Below are 20,461 nucleotides of genomic sequence, written 5' to 3' on the forward strand. Positions count from 1 at the left end.
TTTATAAAAAAAATTATAAAAAATGTCTAAAGTCATACTCTCATAAAAAAACAATAAAAATTTAATTTTCAGTATCTTTGCACATATTTTAAAATTCATGATTATAACAAAAACAAGAGAAGAAATTGAACTCATGCGCGAAAGCGCTTTAATAGTCTCTAAAACATTAGGTCTACTTGCTAAAGAAATTAAACCAGGAGTAACTACATTACAGCTTGATAAAATAGCTGAAGAATTTATTAGAGACCAAGGAGCCATTCCTGGATTTTTAGGACTCTATGACTTTCCTAATACGCTATGTATGAGTCCTAACACGCAAGTTGTTCATGGTATTCCAAACAAAGAACCATTGGTTGAAGGAGATATCATATCTATAGATTGTGGTGCCCTAAAAAATGGCTTTTACGGAGACCATGCTTATACATTTGCAGTAGGAGAAATTGATAAAGAAACCGAGAAGTTACTTCAAGTCACCAAAGAATCATTATACGCTGGTATCAGAGAATTCAAAGCTAACAATCGGGTTGGCGATGTTGGTTATGCTATCCAAAAATATTGTGAAGACCACGGTTATGGAGTTGTTAGAGAATTGGTTGGTCATGGCTTAGGTAAAAAAATGCATGAAGACCCTGAAATGCCTAACTACGGTAAACGTGGCAGAGGTAAAAAATTTGTTGAAGGTATGGTAGTTGCTATTGAACCCATGATTAATATGGGAACACATCGTATTAAACAGCATAGAGATGGTTGGACGATTACAACTTTAGACAATAAACCAAGTGCTCATTTTGAACATGATGTGGCATTAGTTGATGGCAAACCAGAACTACTTTCAACCTTTGCGTATATTTATGAAGCATTAGGAATTGTGTCTAATGAAGAAGATGAATTCAGACAAAAAGCATTAGTTCTATAACCCATGAATAAAGTTATTTCTGAAATTAAAGAACGAGAACTAGCCAAAGGAATTAAAGGTCGTTATTTTCATACAGACAATAATACTTTTGGTTTTGTTGACATAAAAAAAGGGGCCATTTTACCTGCTCATTCTCATGTCCATGAGCAAACAACCCAAGTTACTGAGGGAAAATTAAAAATGACTATTGATGGCGTTGTTCAAGTTTTAGAACCCGGTATGATTACATTAATTCCATCCAATGCCGTGCATAGTGCGCTAGCGTTAACAGATTGTAAAGTAACAGACATTTTTTATCCTGTTCGTGAAGATTATAAATAATCCCTTTTGAAAAAACTCTTCAAATTAATTTTAAATATCATACCAAGACCTTTATTAATTAGAGTAAGTTATCTTGTTCGTCCTATTTTAGTATTCTTCTTAAAAGGAAATACCTACACAGACCCCATAGACGGCAACCGTTTTAGAACCTTTTTACCATACGGATACGGAAAACAACGTAACAATGCCCTATCGCCCTCAACTTTAAGTTTAGAACGCCATAGATTACTTTGGTTATACCTTAAAAATGAGACTGATTTTTTCACATCAAACCATAAAGTGCTTCATTTTGCACCAGAACAAGCGTTCTATAAGCGCTTCAGGAACATGAAAAATCTAGATTATGTGACGACAGACTTAAATTCTCCCTTGGCAGATGTTAAAGCAGACATTTGCAACTTGCCTTTTAAGGAAAACGAATTTGATATTATTTTTTGTAATCATGTGCTAGAACATATTCCTGATGATACTAAAGCCATGCAAGAATTATATCGAGTTTTAAAACCTGGCGGTTTTGGGGTGTTTCAAATTCCTCAAGATTTAAACAGAGAAAAAACCTTTGAAGACAACTCGATAACCGATAAAAAAGAACGCGCTAAAATTTTTGGACAATATGACCATGTTCGTATTTACGGTCGAGATTATTTTGATAAACTTCGTTCTGTAGGTTTTAAAGTTGATGAAGTTGATTATACAAACACACTATCCCAAAAAGATATTACAACCTATTGTTTAGCAAAAGGAGAGATTATTCCAGTAGTTTATAAAAACTAACTTTCAGGAAACCCATTGAGCGCTAGTGTCTTTAAGGCCTGATTTTCATCCTCGTAAATTAAGAATACTTTTAATTCTGGATGGTTTTTTAAAAATTCCTTTACTTTTTCAATACCCATGGCTTTAAAGGCCGTGGCATAAGCATCTGCCGTCATGCAATTGGATGCAATAACCGAAATACTCAATAAATTAGTTTTACTCGGATATCCAGTTTTGGTATCAATAATATGTGAATATCTGTTACCATTTTTGTCCACTTTGAACTTGCGATAGGTTCCCGAGGTTGCCATGGCGACATCTTTCAATGCAATGGCTCGAATAACGGACTGCGTTCCATCAAAATGTGGCATTTCTACCCCTACTTTCCAATCTTTATCTTTTTCAATATTGACACCTTTTGTCCTTATTTCACCACCAATTTCAACAATATAGTTATCTATTTTCTGACTTTCCAAAAACTCAGAAATCACATCAACACCATATCCTTTAGCAATAGCGTTAAAATCAATAAATGTATTCGGATTTTGTTTGATAATTTTATGTCCTTCACGAGTCACTTTATTTAGTCCAACCGAAACCATTAAACTATCAACTTTCAGACTGTCTAAATTAACAATATTTCCTTCAGGTCCAAAATCCCAAGCATTGACCAAAACACCAATGGTTGGATCAAAAAAACCATTGGTTAATTTATATATATCCTTAGACGTATCGAAAACTTTCGCAAAATGATTATCAATAGTATTCGATTCATTCCTGTTAAGTTTAGAAATATCCGAATTACTTTGATAGGTTGACATAGATGTATTAATAACCTCAAATAAACTATCTATCTTATGTTGAAACACTTGATTATTTTCAGAATAATATTGAATATGATAAGTCGTCCCAAAAACAGGTCCTGCCAACTTAGTATTTACGTGTTGCTTGCAAGAAACAAGTGACACACAAAAAATAAAACCTAAAAAAAATCTATTCATAAGTAATTTTTAATTTAAATGAGTCTCCAAAACTTGAATACCATTATATTCAATAAGATACTCTTCATTTAAGTAAATTGGTAACTTTTCATCTTTAGCATTAGCCAAACCAACACCGGCATAAAGTACTTGAGCATTTTTTTCTCTGGCGTGCTTTTTAAAGGACTCCATCCAAACAACATCATAATTATTAGGATTGTCTGGAAGAAGTATGGCTCTAACAATCACAAAAAAATATTGGCTATTCTTATCAATACAAACAAACTGAGGGTGCCTTTTAAGCTTGCTATTTATAGCTATAAATTCAAAACCACGTTGTTCTAAATCTTTACCAACATGATTCATTGCTAAATTATGCAGTTCTTGTTTTGTAAGTGGTTTACTCATACAACAAAATTAATATTAAATGTTTTTAATCACCAACTTTAAAAATTGTTTTATTGTTAAAAAATAATCTGTTAATACTTATCAATAAATATTTTTATGAGGTTACCTACTTTTATATTTAACATCCTACATTAATAATTTTTATTCATTATTTGTATTTTTACTAAAATCACTTACAAACATCATGGATAATTCAATTGAGTCCAATAACATATTAAACAGATTACCCAAGCATCTGCGTCAATTCATAAAACCACAAAATTATGAAGACTACTCCTCTATTGACCAAGCTGTTTGGCGTTTCGTAATGCGTAAAAATGTTGATTTTTTAAGTAAAGTAGCTCACAAATCGTACTTGGATGGTTTAAAACAAACAGGGATTTCAATTGATAGTATTCCTAACATGTATGGCATGAATCGTATTTTAAAAGATATTGGTTGGGCAGCTGTGGCAGTTGACGGGTTTATACCACCTAATGCGTTTATGGAATTTCAGGCTTATAATGTGTTGGTTATCGCCAGCGATATTAGGCAATTAGAACATATAGAATACACGCCAGCTCCAGACATTATTCATGAAGGTGCGGGCCATGCACCCATTATTGCCAACCCGGAATACGCTGAATATTTACGTAGATTTGGTGAAATTGGGTGTAAAGCAATTTCTTCTGCTAAAGATTACGAATTATATGAAGCCGTAAGACATTTATCTATTATTAAAGAAGCTCCAGATTCTAATGAAGACAATATCGCTTCCGCGGAAAAAAAAGTAGAAGAATTACAAAAAAATATGGGAGAACCCAGTGAAATGGCTCTTATAAGAAACCTGCATTGGTGGACCGTTGAATATGGCTTAATAGGAACCATAGAAGATCCAAAAATTTATGGCGCAGGATTATTATCTTCTATTGGTGAAAGTGCTTGGTGTTTAACTGATGCCGTAAAAAAATATCCATATACTATTGAAGCGACATTTAAAGATTTTGATATTACTAAACCTCAACCCCAATTATATGTAACGCCAGATTTTGCTCATTTAAGTCTTATTTTAGAGGAATTTGCAAATACTATGGCACTGCGTAAGGGCGGACTTCCTGGTGTAAAAAAATTAATCAATTCGCAAGCACTTGGAACCATTGAATTAAGCACTGGCATCCAAATTTCTGGCGTCTTTAACAAGGTGATTGAAGCTAATGGAACCCTCATATATATTCAAACTGAAGGAGAAACTGCCTTATCTTATAGAGAAAAAGAACTTGTTGGGCATGGTATTAAAGCCCATAAAAATGGTTTTGGCTCACCAATAGGCAAACTTAAAGGCATCAATTTAGCCATTGAAGATATGAGTCCGCGTGATTTAAGTGCTTATGATATTTATGAAGAAAAAACAATCACTTTAGAATTTGAAGGAGGCATCATCGTTACCGGTGAAATTATTACAGGAAAACGCAACTTACAGGGAAAAATAATTCTTATCAGTTTCAAAAATTGTACTGTAAAACACAATGATACTATTTTATTTAAACCTGAATGGGGTAATTATGACATGGCCGTAGGCAAAGAAGTTGTTTCTGCATTTTCTGGACCTGCCGATTTAAATAGTTTTGATTTAATAACTCACACACCCACTTCTCAAACAATTCATCTTAAAAAATCTGCAAAACGTTTACAATTAGAAACCTTATATCAGCAAATTAGGGATTATAGAGAACAAAAAAATAATACTATTTCTAGAACCAAGGCATTAGAAGAATTGATTAAAAATCATCCAACTGACTGGTTATTAGTTGTTGAAATTTATGAATTAGCTCTCTTAGGAAACGAATCTGTTTTAGCTAAAAACTGTCTGCAACATTTAGAAACCATTAAGCAAAACAAACCACAAGTTGGAAGATTAATTGATGATGGGTTGGAAATTGTAAATCAAAAAACGGCAGTATAAAACTATCTGAATCGTTTCAACGTGTTTTTAGTAAACTCACTTAACACTAATTTCCCGCTAATTTTAGCACGCTCTAAGAGTAGTGAATCCCAATGATCGGTACCTTCCCAAAGTACTTTTTTCATATTACTTAAGGCTTCAGGGTTATAACTTGCTAATTTTTCGGCTAGCACTTTTACAGCATCATCTAGTGCTTCTGTAGTGTCAAAAACGTCTGCATACAAACCTTTGTCTTTAGCAAAATCTGTCGAAAAAAATGATTCGGCATCAATAGTCATTTCTGACATGGCCATTTTACCCATTTTTCTTGAAACGGCAGGTTCTATAACAAATGGTCCAATACCAATACTTAACTCGCTCAAACGTATAGACGCATATTTTGTAGCTAAACAATAATCGGTCGCAGCAGCTAAACCAACTCCACCTCCTACAGCCTTTCCTTGAACTCTACCTATAATTAATTTAGGACATTTTCTCATAGCATTAATAACCTTTGCAAATCCAGAAAAAAACTGTATTCCAGCATCTTGATTATTAATAGTTACAACTTCATTAAAACTGGCTCCTGCGCAAAAGGTTCTGTCTCCACCACTTTGTAACACAATAACATTAACATCATTATTTTTTCCTGTGTCAATAATAGTTTTTTGTAACAGAGATAAAATATCACTAGGCATGGAGTTTCTATTAGGGTGAAAAAAAGTAATATACCCAACTTTGTTTTTAACTGTTAATTCTACAAATGGATTATTCATTGTTCAATCTTATTAAACGTAACCGTTATTTTTTTCAAACTTAATAATTAATTCATTAAAAGGGCAGATTAGTTACATCAACATTGCCCCCAGATATAATAACACCTATTTTTTTGTTTTTATAATCCCGCTTATTTTTTAACAATGCCGCAAAAGCCACAGCACTAGATGGTTCAATAATAATTTTCATACGTTCCCAAACAAGTTTCATTGCCTTAATAATGTCCTCCTCTTCTACTCTAATAATTTTTTCTACATCTTTTTTAATAATAGGAAAATTTCTATCACCCAAAAAAGTTCTCAAACCATCTGCAATGGTATTAACATGCTCATTAAACTCAATTTTTCCGCTTAACAAAGAACGATACGCATCATCCGCATTTTTAGGTTCTCCACCAACAACTTTACAATGCTCAGAAAAATAAGTAGCTGCTAAGGCTGTACCCGCAATTAAACCACCACCACCAACAGGTGAAAACACATAATCTAAATCTGGGTAGTCTTCAAATAATTCCATGGCGGCGGTACCTTGACCATAAATTACTTGATCATCATTTGAAGGATGTATAAATGTAGCTCCTGTTACTTTTTGAACCTTTTCTGCCATGTCTTCACGTGCTATCGGGGTTGAATCGCATTCTATGATATTTCCTAGATAGGTTTTAACCGCATCCTTTTTTACTTGTGGTGCATTTTTAGGCATCACGATATAGGCTTTAACTCCTATTTTTTTTGCTGCTAAAGATAAGGCTTGGGCAAAATTTCCTGAAGAATGAGTGACCACACCTTTGCGACGTTCGTCATCTGTCAAACTTAAAATAGCATTGGTAGCGCCTCTCATTTTAAAAGCACCCATTTTTTGAAAATTCTCGCATTTAAAATACACCTTAGCTTGAACTATGTCATTAATCAGCTCTGATGTTAATACGGGTGTTCTATGAATGTAAGGTTTTATACGTTCATGAACTTGTTGAAGTATAGCTTTATTCATTTTGTAATTTAAAATCTGGATTGAAAATAATTCCTATAATATTCTGCCAAGGATCGTAAACTGAAGCTACCATTAATTCTCCTCCAACATTGGTGGGTACTTCGCGAGGTTTTGCTTCTAAATTAATCAAGTGTTCATAGGTTTTTAGCATATCATCAACGCCCCAATACGATAAAACACTTGCTCCTTTTTCAGCATCTTCTTCAGGTAACAAACCTAATTCATAACCTTTAATATTAAAGCCCACATAAAATGGTTCATCAAAATAGGGCTCTGTTTCAAAAGCTTTAGAATACCATAATTTTGCTGCTTGTAAATCACTTACTTTATAAATTGTTGTTCTTAATCCTAACATATTTAAAAATTAAAAAACGTACCGCATTACAGTGTATGAAGATACAAAATTTAGGTTGTAACACATGTTACACACATATCTAAAAAAATTAAAGTAATTTGCATAAAAATTTTAAAAACTATTATGGGACTATTAGATTTTCTAACAGGAAACAAAACTGATAAAATTAATGATTTCACTTCTAGAGGAGCTATCATCATTGATGTAAGAACTAAAGAAGAATTTAGACAAGGGGCTATTCCAGGGTCTAAAAATATACCTTTACAGACTATAAACTCACAAATAAATGCCATAAAAAAGCTTAACAAACCTATTATAGTGTGTTGTGCAAGCGGAATGCGTTCTGGTAATGCAGCTAGTATTTTAAATAGTAACGGTATTGAAACCATTAATGGGGGCGGCTGGTCTAGCTTGAGAAATAAACTTTAGGTTATTTATAAAAAAGAAAAAACATTAGTTTCCTTCGACATAAGAAGTCTAACTAATGTTAAAACTAAACTAACTAACTCATAACATGACAAAAGTACATATTATGAGTTAGTTTGATATTACCCTAAGATTAACAAATCTTTATATTAAATTATTCCGTTTTGCTTTTTCTACAGCTTCTAACTTATTATGAACCTGTAATTTTCTGTAAATATTTTCAATATGTTTTCTGATGGTTCCCGTAGAAAGGAATAAGTTTTCTGCTATTAAACTATAGCTTAATCCTTTACTTAATTGTTCAAGAACTTGAATTTCTCGTTCTGATAATGTAATATAGTCTTCTTGATTTTTAAAATCTACAGGATTTCTTAAAAGCTTTAAAGTTTTCATAGCTATAGACGGTGTCATAGCTGCTCCTCCATTTAAAGTTTCTAAGATGCCTTCGTGTAAATCATTGGCATTTATTTCTTTTAACAAATAGCCATCGGCTCCAGCTTTAATGGCATTAAAAATATGTTCATCATTATCAAAAACCGTAAGCATAATAATTTTAATATGAGGATATTTTCGATTTACGAGTTCTGTGGTTTCAATGCCATTTAAAACAGGCATTTCAATATCCATTAAAATAAGATCGATATTATGATTATCGTTAAGTTTTGATATTAATTCAGAACCATTTGCGGCAGTAAACTTGAGGTCTATATCTTCAAAAAAAGAAAGTTTTTCTTTTACTGTGGCAATTAAAAATGAATTATCATCAACTATGACCGTTTTAATTTTGTCCATTTTTTATAGAAATTATAAGATTAATGCTACTCTGGTTCCTTGATTACTATTACTTTGAATAGTTAATTGTGCGTGTATATCTTCAGCTCGCTTTTTCATGTTATTAATACCGCTACCTAGCTCTACATTTTCTAAATCAAAGCCAAATCCATCATCTGTAATTGCAACTAACAAATTATTATTTTCAGTATTTTCAATCATTACGGTTATAGTGTTTGCTTGGGCATATTTAATAGCATTGTTTATGGCTTCTTGAATAATTCTATACACATTCATACCTTGAACAGATGAAAATGTTTTATCCAGATTGACCGCTTTATCCATCTTAAATGAAAAATCGATATGCTCGTCAGACAAATGTGCTTTATCAATATAATTAGAAATACGCGATTGAAGATCTTCAAAAGTGATTTCGTCCTTATTCATAGCCCAAATAGTATCTCTTAATTCACTAATAGTTTCTTTTGTAAATGTGCTTATATTAACAAGTTTATCTACTAATTTCTCATTGGTAATTTTAAACCCATATTGTAAATTTTCAATAGTTGAAATAATAAAAGTAAGTTGTGCTCCAATATTATCATGTAAATCTCTAGAAATTCTTAAGCGTTGCTCTTGCAATTTATTTTGAGTTTCAATTTTAACTAAAGCCTCTTTTAATTCGCTCTCCTTTTTTAGCTGCTCGTGTTTTAGTTTCTGTTGGCTGTAAAACAAATAACCTAAAATAGATATAACTATAGCTAAAATACTCAAACCAATAAGCTGTGTATTTTTCCTATTTATGTTAAGTTCTTTTTCAGCTAAATCTGCACGTTGAGTTAGAATCTCTTTTTCCTTTTTTTCGGTCTCGTATTTAATTTCAAATTCAGAAATTTTATCTTTTAAAGAATTTTTTGATAATTCTTGTTCTATCTTATATTGCTTAGTTAAATAATTATAAGCATTAGAATAGTCTTTTTTTCTGTTATAAAGCATCGCTAAGTTTTTGTAAATACTAGCTAAATCTGATGGGTTCTCTGCTTCAACAATTAATGGCAATGCTTTTAATAGATAGTTTTCAGCATCGTAAATCTTATTGATTTTTAAGTAGTTAACACCTAAATTAAGATAGGTAACCCGAAGTGTTTGAATATCCTTAACTTGTTGTGCTTCACTAATAACAGACTTGTATATTTCAATGGCTTTTTGTGGATTATTTCTAACAGTTGCTAATTGAGCCAATCCTGTTTTAGAAAATAATACAACTTTACCGTAGTTAACTTCCTTTGCTTTGTTTAAAGCTAAATTATATTGTTGTTCTGCTTTTTCATAAAACAACGTATCATTATTCTTTTCGCCTATTTCCTTGTACATCCCTGCAACATTATATAGGCTATTTACGATATCTATTTTACTGGTTCCGTTCTCTTTTATTTTTAGTGACTTTAAATAAAACTCTAAAGCTTTTTCATATTCATTCATATCTTCATAAATGAGTCCTATGTTATTAAAAGATTTACCTAAAGCCGTTGAGTCGTTTAATTTCTCAGCAAGTTTGATGGCCTCCTCATGAACATCTAGTGACGCCTCGGCCTCACCCAAATAAGACATCGCTAAAGCTTTATTATTAAGAAATCTTAGCTGGTCAATCTCATTATTTTCTTTTTTAGCTAATTGAAGCGCTTTGTCAAAATTGTTTAGAGCTTCTTTAAAATCACCTTTATAAAAATTAAGAACACCAAAATCTCCATAATATTTATTGTACAAGAAATAATTATATTTCTCTTTCAGTTTTTCCCATGATTTACTATAGTATGCATTAGACGTCTCATAATCCCCTTTAATGATATAAAATTGAGCATACTTTAATAAGCAATGACTATATATATCCTCTAAATCCTTTTTATTTTCAGTGTATCTTAAAGTTTTTAAAATATACACTTCGGCAGAGTCTTTATTTCTTTCAAAATATTGATCGACCAATTGAGTTAAAGCTTCTGCTTTTTCTTTTTGATTTTTGCTTTTGTTGTAAACACTTTTTAAACTATCAATTTTAACAAGATTGTCTTGAGAATATATTAGCAAGTGAAAGCAATAAAAAATGAGAACGAATAATCCTTTTTTCATAGATACTTCAATGAAAGTTTAGTTTCGATAATTATCAAATATAAGTTTTTGTAGAAATAGCAACTCTTTAGTTATTGTAAACAAGCGCTTAAAAAGTGTTTTATTTAAATCGTCGAATACTGTTATTTTTTGACTGTTTTTTTGAAACGATTCCATTTCAAATTTTAAATTATCACTTAAAATTCTATAATTTCTATCCGATAACTTATTAAAAGTCATATTATTAATAACTTTTTTAACACTAACACCTATTAAAAAAACTATAAGTACAAACAAAAACCAAATTACTATTACATCAATATTCATTGTTTATAATTTTATATTTTGAATCACTTTTATAAAGTCAAAAAAAAACACCAGTTGAAAATCATTTAACTGATTTAACAACTAGTGTTTAATATTTGAACTGATTAATAGCATCATAAATTTAACTTAATACAACCTAGCTTAATTAATTATTCGATAAAAGTATTATTAAAAAAGATTAAGCGCAATAATTGGATTATTACGCCTAATCAACAAATCTCAACAACAAGATTTATTTTTGTAAGTTGTAAGCGTAGATAGTTTTGTCGTCTGCTTTGTAGTATAAAACACCCGCAATTTCATCCACTTGATATTCTGGTTTTTTATCTTTTAACAAAATTTCTTTTTCTACTTTACCTGAATCTTTATTTACTTTCACCAAGCCTACCCCACTGTCTAATTTGGTTAAAATAAATTGTGAATTTTCGGTTGCTGCAGTGGCTTTAAAACGTTTTGACATCATCGCAAAAGAAGCATCACCTATAGAAGCAAACATATCGGCGGCACGTTTATTTTCTTTTCCATAATCGTTATAATTACTTAAATCATTAGAACTTCCATAAGAATTTGTTCTGTTCATTCCTGCTTTGGCTGCATGTGCCATAGCTAAACCAGTAGAAGCTACAGCCACAACTCCAGAAAGCACTTTTACAAAACCACTTTGAGAAGGTGATTTAAAATATTCGTGATAAATTTCATTTCCGTCGCTACCTAACGTCATCACATTTTGCGATGAACTTAAAAATATATTACCGTTCCTCATTTCCATTGTATTAGCAACTTCTTTTTCATCAAATTTTACCTTTGCCAATTCATTTGCATTTCCAGAACTAGCATCTATGGCATAAATATCTCCATCGGCGGCAATAAGGTATCTGTTTTGAGTGCTGTCAAATGTGGATGCTACAGCTGATGAGTTTTTGTATTTTAGCGGTTTATCCCAAACTTGGTCCCCTGTTTTTAAATTTACAATATTTGCGTCCTCACTCGTGATATAAATCAACCCTTGGGGCGATTCTGCCATTACCATAATATTTTCACCAGTTTTCAATGGCTTTTTAAACAGTGTTTTTCCATCAAAGGATATTTTATTAATACCACCTTGCTGAATTCCGAATAAAATACCATCATCTTGAACATAAAAATGCTGTACAAATCCTTTTGTTTTTGGTGCCTTTTCCCATAAATCTTCACCTGTTGAGGCGCTTAAGAATGCAATTTCAGATTCTTCCGCTGCTACCCTATCGCTTACAACAGCCAAGCCCTCTGGTAATATTTGAAAGTTTGAAACATTTCCTTGAACTTTTCGGTCATCTTTCCAAAGCTCTTCTCCATTGCTTCCTATTTTATGAATTCTGGTATTTTTTCCGTTAGTAGTGGTTTCAAAACCATAGATTTCTTTTTCGGTTTCATCGGCAACCATCCAGTTAACACCTTTAATTTTACATTGCCATAAATCGTCTCCTTTATGAGATTTTGCAAGCAAACCTTGAGCCGTTGGTATTATTAAAATCTCTTTCAATAATAGCGGAACACCAGTTACACTAAAATCTTTTGCAATACCAACGCGACCTGGCTTATCCAAAAAGAAGCTAAAATCTAATTTTTGAGTACTTAGATCGTAAACAGCCACTTTTGGAGTCATTTTTTCGAATTTATCTCCTTCTTTTTGAATTCCGCTAATGATTAGTTTGTTTTGTGGCAAGACAATATTACAGGTGTAAATTTGGTTCCAACTATCTGTTTCAGAATTAAATATAACCTTTCCGTTTACGTAATTTATAACCGCACGTTTTGTTTTTGCAATTCCTGCAAATTTAGAACCCACACCTTGAGAAACGACAATATAAGGTGATGCCGGTATAAATTCAGTTTCCTCTGGACTAAGTTTTCCAAAATTATTAAACGTAAATACAGGTGCACTTTGTTTTGGGTCTATGCCTACTAAACCGTCATTCGTGGCAGCAACTAATATACCTCCTACAGTTAGTGTCATTTCATTAATTTTAGTACCTAGATTATAGGTTTGATTTGGAGTTTCAGCCTTTTGAGCGTTTACAGAATTTACTATTAGAATCCCTGCAAATAGTAATACAAATTGTTTTAAATGTCTCATTGTTGATTTTGTTTTAAATTAATAGCAGTTCAAAAATGCAAAATGAGAAGAATGAAATCAATACGACGAATTGCGTATTTTAAAAAAACAGGGATATTATAAATGAGATATTAGACAAATTGCTAAAACCAATAGCAAGATCTATCCTAAAAAAGAATATGCGGAAATTTTGATTGTAGTTGAGACTTTTTAAACTCTAAATTTTTAAGAAAGTTTTGATGCGCTTCAGAATTTGGGTTAAAAGGTTTATGCTGAAGTCCTTTTCGTATCGCATCAACCTCCTCCATAGTTTTTGATGCTTCTTTCCAAATCCAAACCTTTTTAAACCTTTCCCAAATATAATTGATTGCTGTTTGATTTGGATGCACCATATCCTCATTATAAAAACGATAATCACGAAGTTCATCCATCATTATTTCATATGATGGGAAATAATAAAGATCTCTCGACTGAGCTTGAAGTGACAAAACTCGATGAATTGCTGCAATTAAATGAGATTTACTCTGCGTATTTTCTACAAAACCATCTTTTAAATGTCGCACGGGTGACAGTGTAAAAATAATAGTAGCTTCAGAATTAGCGTTTTTAACAAGCTTTACAATATTTTCAAGCGACTGCGTTATTGCTTCGATACCCATTAATTCTTTTACAAACTGTTTTTGAGGGACTTTATGGCAATTGGCAACAACTGCATTGGTTTCTATAAAACGATACATCCAAGCAGTTCCTAGCGTAATAACAATGTGTGTTGATTTGTGGATTTGTTTGCTTGTTGTTTTAATAATGGCATTTAAATCATTTAATAAATCTTCTTTTGAATTATTACTTAGTTTTGAATGCGCGTCAAAACAATGCCATTGTTCATTATGAAAAAAAATATCGTTCTCTGAATACGTTTTTTCTTCAATAGCATAAACGATTAACGTTTCTATAGCTTTTGGATGAAATAAAATACCAAACGGATTTTGAGTATTTTGAAACTTAAAGTAGTCTAACTTTTTACCAATATTATCAGAAAAACAAGATCCCAACAATAACACATTAGAATTATAGTCTATTAGATTATTAGACTGTATTTCTAATGGTATTTGGGTTTGAAGTTGCAAAACTTATGATATATAATCTTTTGCCTTTGATAAAGCTTCAGAAATTCCTTGAGGGTTTTTTCCTCCCGCAGTTGCAAAAAATGGTTGTCCGCCACCACCGCCTTGGATATATTTACCAAGTTCACGAACTACGAGTCCGGCATTTAAACCTTTGTTTGCCACTAATTCTTTTGAAATGTAACAGGTTAACAATGCTTTTTCCTCATTTTCTGAGGCAAAGAGCAAGAACAAATTATCGTGTTCACTTCCCAATTCAAAACATAAATCTTTCATTCCTGAAGCGTCTAAATCGAGTTTCTTAGCTAAAAACTTAATACCGTTAATTTCAGTTAATTCAGTCTTTAATTCTCCTTTTATATTTTTCGCTTTATCTTTTAATAAACCTTCAATCTGCTTTTTAAGATTTGCATTTTCATCTTGTAAATTTTGAAGTGCTTTCACAGGTTCTTTAGCATTATTAAGTAACTCTTTCATTTCAAAATAAGCTTGATTATTTTCAAAATAAAAATCTTTTGCAGCATCATTGGTAATTGCTTCAATACGACGAATACCCGATGCTACAGCACCTTCAGACACAATTTTAAAATGCCAAATATCGCCTGTATTTTTAACGTGTGTGCCTCCACAAAGTTCAATGGATTGTCCAAAACGAATAGCTCTTACCGTATCTCCATATTTTTCTCCAAACAAACTCATTGCGCCTTCGGCAATAGCTTCTTCTTTTGGAATGTTTCGCTTTTCAATTAATGGTAATTTGCCTTCGATTCTTGCATTTACAAAATTTTCAACATCACGCAATTCTTCAGTCGTTAGCTTAGAAAAATGAGAAAAATCAAAACGCAAATGTTTGGAGTGAACGGCACTGCCTTTTTGTTCTACATGAGTGCCTAAAATTTCTCGTAACGCCTGATGTAACAGATGAGTTGCTGTATGATTACATTCTGTTCTGTATCGTTGCTTTTCATCTACAACCGCCTTAAAGGTTTCATTAAGATGATTTGGTAAATTTTTAGCGAAATGTATGATGACATTATTCTCCTTTTTAGTGTCAAGGATATAAATTACATTACCGTGTGTATCTTCTAAATAGCCTTTATCACCTACTTGTCCGCCACCTTCTGGATAAAACGGGGTAAGATTAAATACCAACTGATACATATCTCCTTCTTTTTTGGAAGTTACTTTTCTGTATCTGGTTAATTTTACTTGAGCTTCAAGATAATCATACCCAATAAATTCTTCATCTGCATCATCAATCAAAATAGTCCAGTCATCGGTTGCCATTTCACTAGCTGCCCGCGAGCGGTCTTTTTGTTTTTGCATTTCGGTTTGAAAACCAGCTTCATCTAACTGTAATCCTTTTTCTCTTAGAATTAAAGAAGTTAAATCAATAGGAAATCCGTACGTATCATATAATTCAAAAGCCTTTTCTCCAGAAATTGTTTTATTGGTAGAATCTTCTACAATTTTATTTAGTAATACTAAACCTTGGTCTAAAGTTCTTAAAAAAGACTGTTCCTCTTCTTTAATAACATTTTCAATCAATTGTTTTTGAGCTTTCAGTTCAGGAAAGGCCTCTCCCATTTTTTTACTCAATACATCAACCAGCCTGTAAATAAAAGATTCTTTTTGGTCTAAAAACGTAAAACTATAGCGAATAGCTCGTCGCAAAATTCTACGAATTACATAGCCTGCTCCTGTACTACTAGGTAACTGTCCGTCTGCAATTGAAAACGCTACGGCACGAACATGATCTGAAATAACTCGTATGGCAACATCTACTTTTTCATCATTTCCATACTCTTTATTTGCTATGGTTTCAATTTCTCTGATGATTGGAGTAAACACATCGGTATCGTAGTTTGATTGAACACCTTGCAAAACCATGCATAAGCGCTCAAATCCCATTCCTGTATCAATATGTTTGTTTGGTAGAGGTTCTAAAGATCCATTAGCTTTTCTGTTAAATTCCATAAACACCAAATTCCAAATTTCCACAACTTGCGGATGGTCTTTATTTACCAGATCTTTTCCTGGAATTTTTGCTTTTTCTTCAGCAGAACGGATATCAACATGAATTTCACTACAAGGCCCACAAGGTCCTTGATCTCCCATTTCCCAGAAGTTATCTTTTTTATTACCTTTTAAAATTCTATCCTCTGGAACAATTTGTTTCCAAAGCTGATACGCTTCGTTGTCCATTGGAAGATTATCCTCTTTATTTCCTTCAAAAACTGTTACATAAAGAATGTCTTTATCTATACCATAAACATCTGTTAATAGCTCCCAAGCCCAAGTAATAGCTTCTTTTTTAAAATAATCACCAAAACTCCAGTTACCCAGCATTTCAAATAACGTATGATGGTAAGTATCATAACCAACCTCTTCCAAATCGTTATGTTTTCCAGAAACACGTAAACACTTCTGAGAATCAGTTAATCGACTATGCTTAGGCTTTGCATTCCCTAAAAAATATTGTTTAAAAGGTACCATACCCGCATTTACAAACATTAAGGTAGGATCATCTTTTAAAACCATAGGAGCCGATGGCACAATGCCATGCTTTTTATCTTCAAAAAACTTTAAGAATGTAGAGCGAATATCTTGAGACTTCATTAATGTAAAACTGTTACTATGTTGTTAAATTATATTAATTGCAAAACAATTTTTATCTTTACTCGTTTGCAAATAAAATTTAGTTATAAATTGCATCCTCGTAAAGTGCAAAAATAGTATAATTTAAGGAATGAGTAAGGTAAAATATTATTACGATCCAGAATCGCTTTCATACCGTAAAATTGAACGCAAAAAAAGAACCACGATAAAATATGCTTTTATGTTTATTTTGGCATCGGCTCTTTTTGGGTTTATGTTTGTATTTTTAGCTAGTCAGTACGTAGAATCCCCTAAAGAAAGAGCACTAAAAAGAGAATTGCAAAATGCTCAACTTCAGTTTCAATTGCTTAATAGAAAAATGACAGAAGCCGAAACCGTTCTGTCTAATATAGCTGATAGAGATAATAATATTTACCGAGTCTATTTTGAAGCCAACCCTATACCAGAAGAACAACGAAGAGCTGGATTTGGTGGAATTAACCGATACAAAAAACTAGAAGGTTTTGATAATTCTAAATTGATTATTGAAAGTAATAAACGTATCGATAAACTTCAAAAGGAAATTGTTGTGCAATCAAAATCTCTTGATGAAATTGCTAAACTAGCCGAAGAAAAAGAAAAACTTTTAGCTGCTATACCAGCTATTCAGCCCGTAAGAAACGAAGATTTAAAACGTATGGCATCAGGGTACGGAATGCGGTCTGACCCTTTTACAAAAGTGAGAAAAATGCATAAGGGTATGGATTTTTCTGCCCCCAGAGGCACCCCTATTTATGCTACTGGAGACGGTGTTGTTACCAGAGCTGATAACCGAGCAACAGGTTATGGAAATCATATAGAAATTGATCATGGCTATGGTTATACTAGTTTATATGCCCACCTATATAAATACAATGTAAAGAAAAATCAAAAAGTAAAACGAGGTGACCTTATTGGTTTTGTTGGTAGCACGGGTCGGTCTGAAGCACCGCATTGTCATTATGAGGTTCATAAAGACGGACAAGCCATCAACCCTATAAATTTCTACTATGGAAGTTTAACTGCCGAAGAATTTGATGAGTTAGTAAAACATGCATCCTTAGAAAACCAATCATTAGATTAATGTATATAGATTTACCCGAAAAACGATATTACGGCATAGGCGAAGTAGCTAATGCTTTTGGTGTAAACACCTCATTAATTCGTTTTTGGGAAAAAGAATTTGATGTCCTTAAGCCTAAAAAAAATGCCAAAGGCAATCGGAAATTTACACCAGAAGACATTAAAAATCTTCAGTTTATTTACCACCTAGTTAAAGAAAGAGGATTTACTCTTGAAGGTGCAAAAACACATCTTAAAGAAGAAAAGAAAGAATCTCTAGAAAATTTTGAGATTATTCATAAGCTAGAGAGTATAAAATCTCAACTCATTAAAATAAAAAATGAATTGTAACATTTTGACAACTTTTACTACTAATAAACACAATAAATACTAACTTTTTAAAATAAATTATCATGAAAAAATGGCTGATTCCTGTAATTATAATTGTTGTTATAATTTTTGGTGTTTACAGATGGGCGGTTGGATTTAACAATACCGCTGTAAGATTAAATGAAAATGTAAGTGAAGCCTGGGGAAATGTTCAAACCTCATACCAACGTAGAAATGACCTAATTGGTAATTTAGTCAATACCGTAAAAGGTGCTGCAGATTTTGAGAAAAGCACATTGACAGCGGTTATTGAAGCTCGTTCAAAAGCTACTCAAACTACTATTGATCCTGCTAATATTACACCAGAGCAGTTACAACAATTTAACCAAGCTCAAGGAGGATTAAGCAGTGCGCTATCAAGATTATTGGTGACTGTAGAACGGTACCCAGAATTGAAAGCCAATCAAAATTTCTTGAAATTACAAGATGAGCTAACAAGCACAGAGAATACAATTCAAACAGCTAGAACAAGATATAACGAAGCCATCAAACCTTACAACAATCATGTAAAAACATTTCCCAATTCGTTTTTAGCTGGTCTTTTTAATTTTGAAGGCAAACCATATTTTGATGCAGAAGCAGGTGCAGAAAAACCAGTTGATGTAGAATTTGATTTTAAATAAACCTATATGTCTAAAGTAGAAGATTTTCTTTCTAAAAAAGAAGAACAGGAAATCATTGAAGCTATAAGAATAGCTGAATTAAACACCTCAGGAGAAATCCGTGTACATATTGAAAAAACATCTAAAACAGATGCTTTCAATAGGGCTTTAGAAGTGTTCCATTATTTGAAAATGGACAATACTAAGGAACAAAATGGTGTGCTTATTTATGTGGCTGTAAAAGACAAAACATTTGTTATTTATGGAGACAAGGGCATCAACGACGTTGTTCCTGAAGATTTCTGGGATAGCACAAAAAACATTATTCAGTCTCACTTTAAATCAGGAAACTTTAAACAAGGACTTGTTGACGGTATTTTAAAAGCTGGTAAAGAATTAGAAAAACATTTCCCATGGGAAAAGGGAGACATAAACGAACTCTCAGATGAAATTTCAAAAGGATAACGCTAATATGCTAAACTCTGTTTTCAAAATTAAATCATCAAAAAAGTTAAGCGTAGTATTGCTAACGTTAGTTTTAGGACTTTTTTCTTTCAACATCACGTTTGCACAATTTGATATTCCACCAATTCCTAAAGAGCAGACTAGTGTTTATGATTATGCGAACCTATTATCAAATTCTGAAAAAACTGCACTCGAAAATAAGCTTATTAAATATTCAGATACCACCTCTACTCAAATAGTTGTAGCTATTATAAGTACTACAAAAGGAGAAAATATTGGATTGCTAACACCAAGATGGGCTCAAAAATGGGGCATTGGACAAGCCAAAGAAGATAATGGAGTGTTTATTTTGCTAGCTAAAGACGATAGAAAAATATGGATTTCTGCTGGTTATGGTGTTGAAGACCGTTTAACTGCTGGTATTGTTGGTGAAATAACAAGAAATATTATTATTCCAGAATTTAAAAAAGGAGATTATTACCAAGGCTTAAATCAAGGAGTTAATGCTATTTTTGAAGTTTTAACGGGTGCTTATCAAGGTACTAGAAAAGCAGATTCACCCTCTTCTTTCCCACCACAGATATTCTTTATATTATTCGTCATTTTTATCATTATTATCATATCCATATCCAAAAACAAACGTGGCGGTGGTGGTAAAGGTGGTGGCAGAGGTAGTGGTTTTGATATTTGGGACGCGATTATTTTAAGCAACATGGGACGCGGTAGCTTTGGAGGACGTTCATCTGGCGGCTGGGGCGGAAGCTCTGGAGGAGGTTTTAGTGGCGGCGGAGGCTTCGGAGGAGGTTTTGGTGGTGGCGGTTTCTCTGGCGGTGGCGCTGGTGGAAGCTGGTAAAAACTAGGTTTGCATTCAAAAAATTTCCAGAAATTCAAGTTTATCTCTAGGATTAATACATTATCCGATACCCTCTATCATTTGTTTCTCCTGCCTTTCCAAGCGTGTTAAACTTTCAACTAAAACTTAACATAAAATATTGGGTTAACGCAGTAATTTGGGAATCTTCAATATAGTTTTCT

General features: G+C 32.5%; 20 protein-coding genes. 10 read left to right on the top strand and 10 right to left on the bottom strand.

Going from position 1 to position 20,461, the window contains the following annotated elements; all coding sequences use genetic code 11:
• Window positions 1–97: 97 nt before the first annotated feature.
• The 3 genes from map to G5V56_RS13580 are packed head-to-tail and all read left to right on the top strand — an operon-like array spanning window position 98 to window position 2,011.
• On the top strand, window positions 98–916 hold the full coding sequence (map, locus tag G5V56_RS13570; protein ID WP_166965917.1) for a type I methionyl aminopeptidase: 819 nt from the start codon (window positions 98–100) through the stop codon (window positions 914–916).
• A gap of 3 nt (window positions 917–919) precedes the next feature.
• Complete coding sequence (locus G5V56_RS13575) at window positions 920–1,237, top strand: cupin domain-containing protein (RefSeq protein ID WP_166965920.1); 318 nt, start codon at window positions 920–922, stop codon at window positions 1,235–1,237.
• Window positions 1,238–1,243: 6 nt separating this feature from the next.
• Window positions 1,244–2,011 (top strand): class I SAM-dependent methyltransferase, encoded by a 768-nt coding sequence (locus G5V56_RS13580; protein ID WP_166965922.1) that lies wholly within the window; start codon window positions 1,244–1,246, stop codon window positions 2,009–2,011.
• On the opposite strand, the gene G5V56_RS13585 is transcribed toward G5V56_RS13580, so the two are convergent.
• Both G5V56_RS13585 and G5V56_RS13590 read right to left on the bottom strand, forming a co-directional pair.
• Entirely contained in the window at window positions 2,008–2,991 is a 984-nt protein-coding gene (locus G5V56_RS13585; RefSeq protein WP_166965924.1) for an FAD:protein FMN transferase, read from the bottom strand. The genes G5V56_RS13580 and G5V56_RS13585 overlap by 4 nt on opposite strands.
• Before the next feature lie 9 nt (window positions 2,992–3,000).
• A complete protein-coding gene (locus G5V56_RS13590) occupies window positions 3,001–3,378 on the bottom strand; it encodes a Na(+)-translocating NADH-quinone reductase subunit F (RefSeq protein ID WP_166965926.1) in 378 nt (125 codons plus the stop codon).
• A gap of 184 nt (window positions 3,379–3,562) precedes the next feature.
• Between G5V56_RS13590 and G5V56_RS13595 the strand changes: the two genes are divergently transcribed.
• Complete coding sequence (locus G5V56_RS13595) at window positions 3,563–5,320, top strand: aromatic amino acid hydroxylase (protein WP_166965928.1); 1,758 nt, start codon at window positions 3,563–3,565, stop codon at window positions 5,318–5,320.
• A gap of 2 nt (window positions 5,321–5,322) precedes the next feature.
• Here the strand turns inward: G5V56_RS13595 and G5V56_RS13600 are convergent, their stop codons facing one another.
• The 3 genes from G5V56_RS13600 to G5V56_RS13610 are packed head-to-tail and all read right to left on the bottom strand — an operon-like array spanning window position 5,323 to window position 7,421.
• Complete coding sequence (locus tag G5V56_RS13600; protein WP_166965930.1) at window positions 5,323–6,075, bottom strand: enoyl-CoA hydratase/isomerase family protein; 753 nt, start codon at window positions 6,073–6,075, stop codon at window positions 5,323–5,325.
• Between the two features lie 55 nt (window positions 6,076–6,130).
• The gene (locus G5V56_RS13605) at window positions 6,131–7,066 is read right to left on the bottom strand and encodes a threonine/serine dehydratase (RefSeq protein WP_166965932.1); all 936 of its coding nucleotides are present in this window, start codon (window positions 7,064–7,066) and stop codon (window positions 6,131–6,133) included.
• Window positions 7,059–7,421 carry a VOC family protein gene (locus G5V56_RS13610; protein ID WP_166965934.1) on the bottom strand — a complete coding sequence of 121 codons (363 nt, stop codon included), beginning with the start codon at window positions 7,419–7,421 and terminating at the stop codon, window positions 7,059–7,061. The genes G5V56_RS13605 and G5V56_RS13610 overlap by 8 nt, the downstream gene beginning before the upstream one ends.
• A 123-nt stretch (window positions 7,422–7,544) precedes the next feature.
• On the opposite strand from G5V56_RS13610, the gene G5V56_RS13615 reads away from it, so the two are divergent.
• Complete coding sequence (locus tag G5V56_RS13615; protein ID WP_166965937.1) at window positions 7,545–7,850, top strand: rhodanese-like domain-containing protein; 306 nt, start codon at window positions 7,545–7,547, stop codon at window positions 7,848–7,850.
• A 141-nt stretch (window positions 7,851–7,991) separates the two neighbouring features.
• Here G5V56_RS13615 and G5V56_RS13620 read toward each other — a convergent pair whose 3' ends face one another.
• The 5 genes from G5V56_RS13620 to alaS form a co-directional block, all read right to left on the bottom strand.
• Window positions 7,992–8,639 (bottom strand): response regulator transcription factor, encoded by a 648-nt coding sequence (locus G5V56_RS13620; protein WP_166965939.1) that lies wholly within the window; start codon window positions 8,637–8,639, stop codon window positions 7,992–7,994.
• 12 nt (window positions 8,640–8,651) lie between these two features.
• Window positions 8,652–10,703, bottom strand: coding sequence for a tetratricopeptide repeat protein (locus tag G5V56_RS13625; protein ID WP_166965941.1), 2,052 nt, complete (start codon window positions 10,701–10,703; stop codon window positions 8,652–8,654).
• A gap of 580 nt (window positions 10,704–11,283) precedes the next feature.
• Window positions 11,284–13,167: an outer membrane protein assembly factor BamB family protein gene (locus G5V56_RS13630; protein WP_166965943.1), complete on the bottom strand. Its 1,884-nt coding sequence runs from the start codon at window positions 13,165–13,167 to the stop codon at window positions 11,284–11,286.
• 146 nt (window positions 13,168–13,313) lie between these two features.
• On the bottom strand, window positions 13,314–14,273 hold the full coding sequence (locus G5V56_RS13635) for a GSCFA domain-containing protein (RefSeq protein WP_166965945.1): 960 nt from the start codon (window positions 14,271–14,273) through the stop codon (window positions 13,314–13,316).
• 3 nt (window positions 14,274–14,276) lie between these two features.
• Complete coding sequence (alaS, locus tag G5V56_RS13640; protein WP_166965947.1) at window positions 14,277–16,889, bottom strand: alanine--tRNA ligase; 2,613 nt, start codon at window positions 16,887–16,889, stop codon at window positions 14,277–14,279.
• A 130-nt stretch (window positions 16,890–17,019) separates the two neighbouring features.
• Here alaS and G5V56_RS13645 point away from each other — a divergent pair, with 130 nt between their 5' ends.
• The 5 genes from G5V56_RS13645 to G5V56_RS13665 all read left to right on the top strand — a co-directional run bounded on the left by G5V56_RS13645 (window position 17,020) and on the right by G5V56_RS13665 (window position 20,279).
• The gene (locus G5V56_RS13645) at window positions 17,020–17,991 is read left to right on the top strand and encodes a M23 family metallopeptidase (RefSeq protein ID WP_166965950.1); all 972 of its coding nucleotides are present in this window, start codon (window positions 17,020–17,022) and stop codon (window positions 17,989–17,991) included.
• Window positions 17,991–18,320 (top strand): MerR family transcriptional regulator, encoded by a 330-nt coding sequence (locus G5V56_RS13650; protein ID WP_166965952.1) that lies wholly within the window; start codon window positions 17,991–17,993, stop codon window positions 18,318–18,320. Before G5V56_RS13645 ends, G5V56_RS13650 begins: the two co-directional genes overlap by 1 nt.
• A 62-nt stretch (window positions 18,321–18,382) precedes the next feature.
• The gene (locus tag G5V56_RS13655; protein WP_166965955.1) at window positions 18,383–18,982 is read left to right on the top strand and encodes a LemA family protein; all 600 of its coding nucleotides are present in this window, start codon (window positions 18,383–18,385) and stop codon (window positions 18,980–18,982) included.
• A gap of 6 nt (window positions 18,983–18,988) precedes the next feature.
• Window positions 18,989–19,426 (top strand): TPM domain-containing protein, encoded by a 438-nt coding sequence (locus G5V56_RS13660; protein ID WP_166965957.1) that lies wholly within the window; start codon window positions 18,989–18,991, stop codon window positions 19,424–19,426.
• Window positions 19,427–19,433: 7 nt separating this feature from the next.
• On the top strand, window positions 19,434–20,279 hold the full coding sequence (locus G5V56_RS13665; protein WP_166966147.1) for a TPM domain-containing protein: 846 nt from the start codon (window positions 19,434–19,436) through the stop codon (window positions 20,277–20,279).
• Window positions 20,280–20,461 lie beyond the last annotated feature (182 nt).

The sequence above is a fragment of the Yeosuana marina genome (assembly GCF_011762485.1).
GTDB classification, from domain to species: domain Bacteria; phylum Bacteroidota; class Bacteroidia; order Flavobacteriales; family Flavobacteriaceae; genus Yeosuana; species Yeosuana marina.

Excerpts from the sequence above, each read along its gene's own strand:
- map (WP_166965917.1), top strand. The coding sequence starts at position 98 with ATGATTATAACAAAAACAAGAGAAGAAATTGAACTCATGCGCGAAAGC.
- G5V56_RS13575 (WP_166965920.1), top strand. The coding sequence starts at position 920 with ATGAATAAAGTTATTTCTGAAATTAAAGAACGAGAACTAGCCAAAGGA.
- G5V56_RS13585 (WP_166965924.1), bottom strand. The coding sequence starts at position 2,991 with ATGAATAGATTTTTTTTAGGTTTTATTTTTTGTGTGTCACTTGTTTCT.
- G5V56_RS13590 (WP_166965926.1), bottom strand. The coding sequence starts at position 3,378 with ATGAGTAAACCACTTACAAAACAAGAACTGCATAATTTAGCAATGAAT.
- G5V56_RS13595 (WP_166965928.1), top strand. The coding sequence starts at position 3,563 with ATGGATAATTCAATTGAGTCCAATAACATATTAAACAGATTACCCAAG.
- G5V56_RS13600 (WP_166965930.1), bottom strand. The coding sequence starts at position 6,075 with ATGAATAATCCATTTGTAGAATTAACAGTTAAAAACAAAGTTGGGTAT.
- G5V56_RS13605 (WP_166965932.1), bottom strand. The coding sequence starts at position 7,066 with ATGAATAAAGCTATACTTCAACAAGTTCATGAACGTATAAAACCTTAC.
- G5V56_RS13610 (WP_166965934.1), bottom strand. The coding sequence starts at position 7,421 with ATGTTAGGATTAAGAACAACAATTTATAAAGTAAGTGATTTACAAGCA.
- G5V56_RS13615 (WP_166965937.1), top strand. The coding sequence starts at position 7,545 with ATGGGACTATTAGATTTTCTAACAGGAAACAAAACTGATAAAATTAAT.
- G5V56_RS13620 (WP_166965939.1), bottom strand. The coding sequence starts at position 8,639 with ATGGACAAAATTAAAACGGTCATAGTTGATGATAATTCATTTTTAATT.
- G5V56_RS13630 (WP_166965943.1), bottom strand. The coding sequence starts at position 13,167 with ATGAGACATTTAAAACAATTTGTATTACTATTTGCAGGGATTCTAATA.
- alaS (WP_166965947.1), bottom strand. The coding sequence starts at position 16,889 with ATGAAGTCTCAAGATATTCGCTCTACATTCTTAAAGTTTTTTGAAGAT.
- G5V56_RS13645 (WP_166965950.1), top strand. The coding sequence starts at position 17,020 with ATGAGTAAGGTAAAATATTATTACGATCCAGAATCGCTTTCATACCGT.
- G5V56_RS13650 (WP_166965952.1), top strand. The coding sequence starts at position 17,991 with ATGTATATAGATTTACCCGAAAAACGATATTACGGCATAGGCGAAGTA.
- G5V56_RS13655 (WP_166965955.1), top strand. The coding sequence starts at position 18,383 with ATGAAAAAATGGCTGATTCCTGTAATTATAATTGTTGTTATAATTTTT.
- G5V56_RS13660 (WP_166965957.1), top strand. The coding sequence starts at position 18,989 with ATGTCTAAAGTAGAAGATTTTCTTTCTAAAAAAGAAGAACAGGAAATC.
- G5V56_RS13665 (WP_166966147.1), top strand. The coding sequence starts at position 19,434 with ATGCTAAACTCTGTTTTCAAAATTAAATCATCAAAAAAGTTAAGCGTA.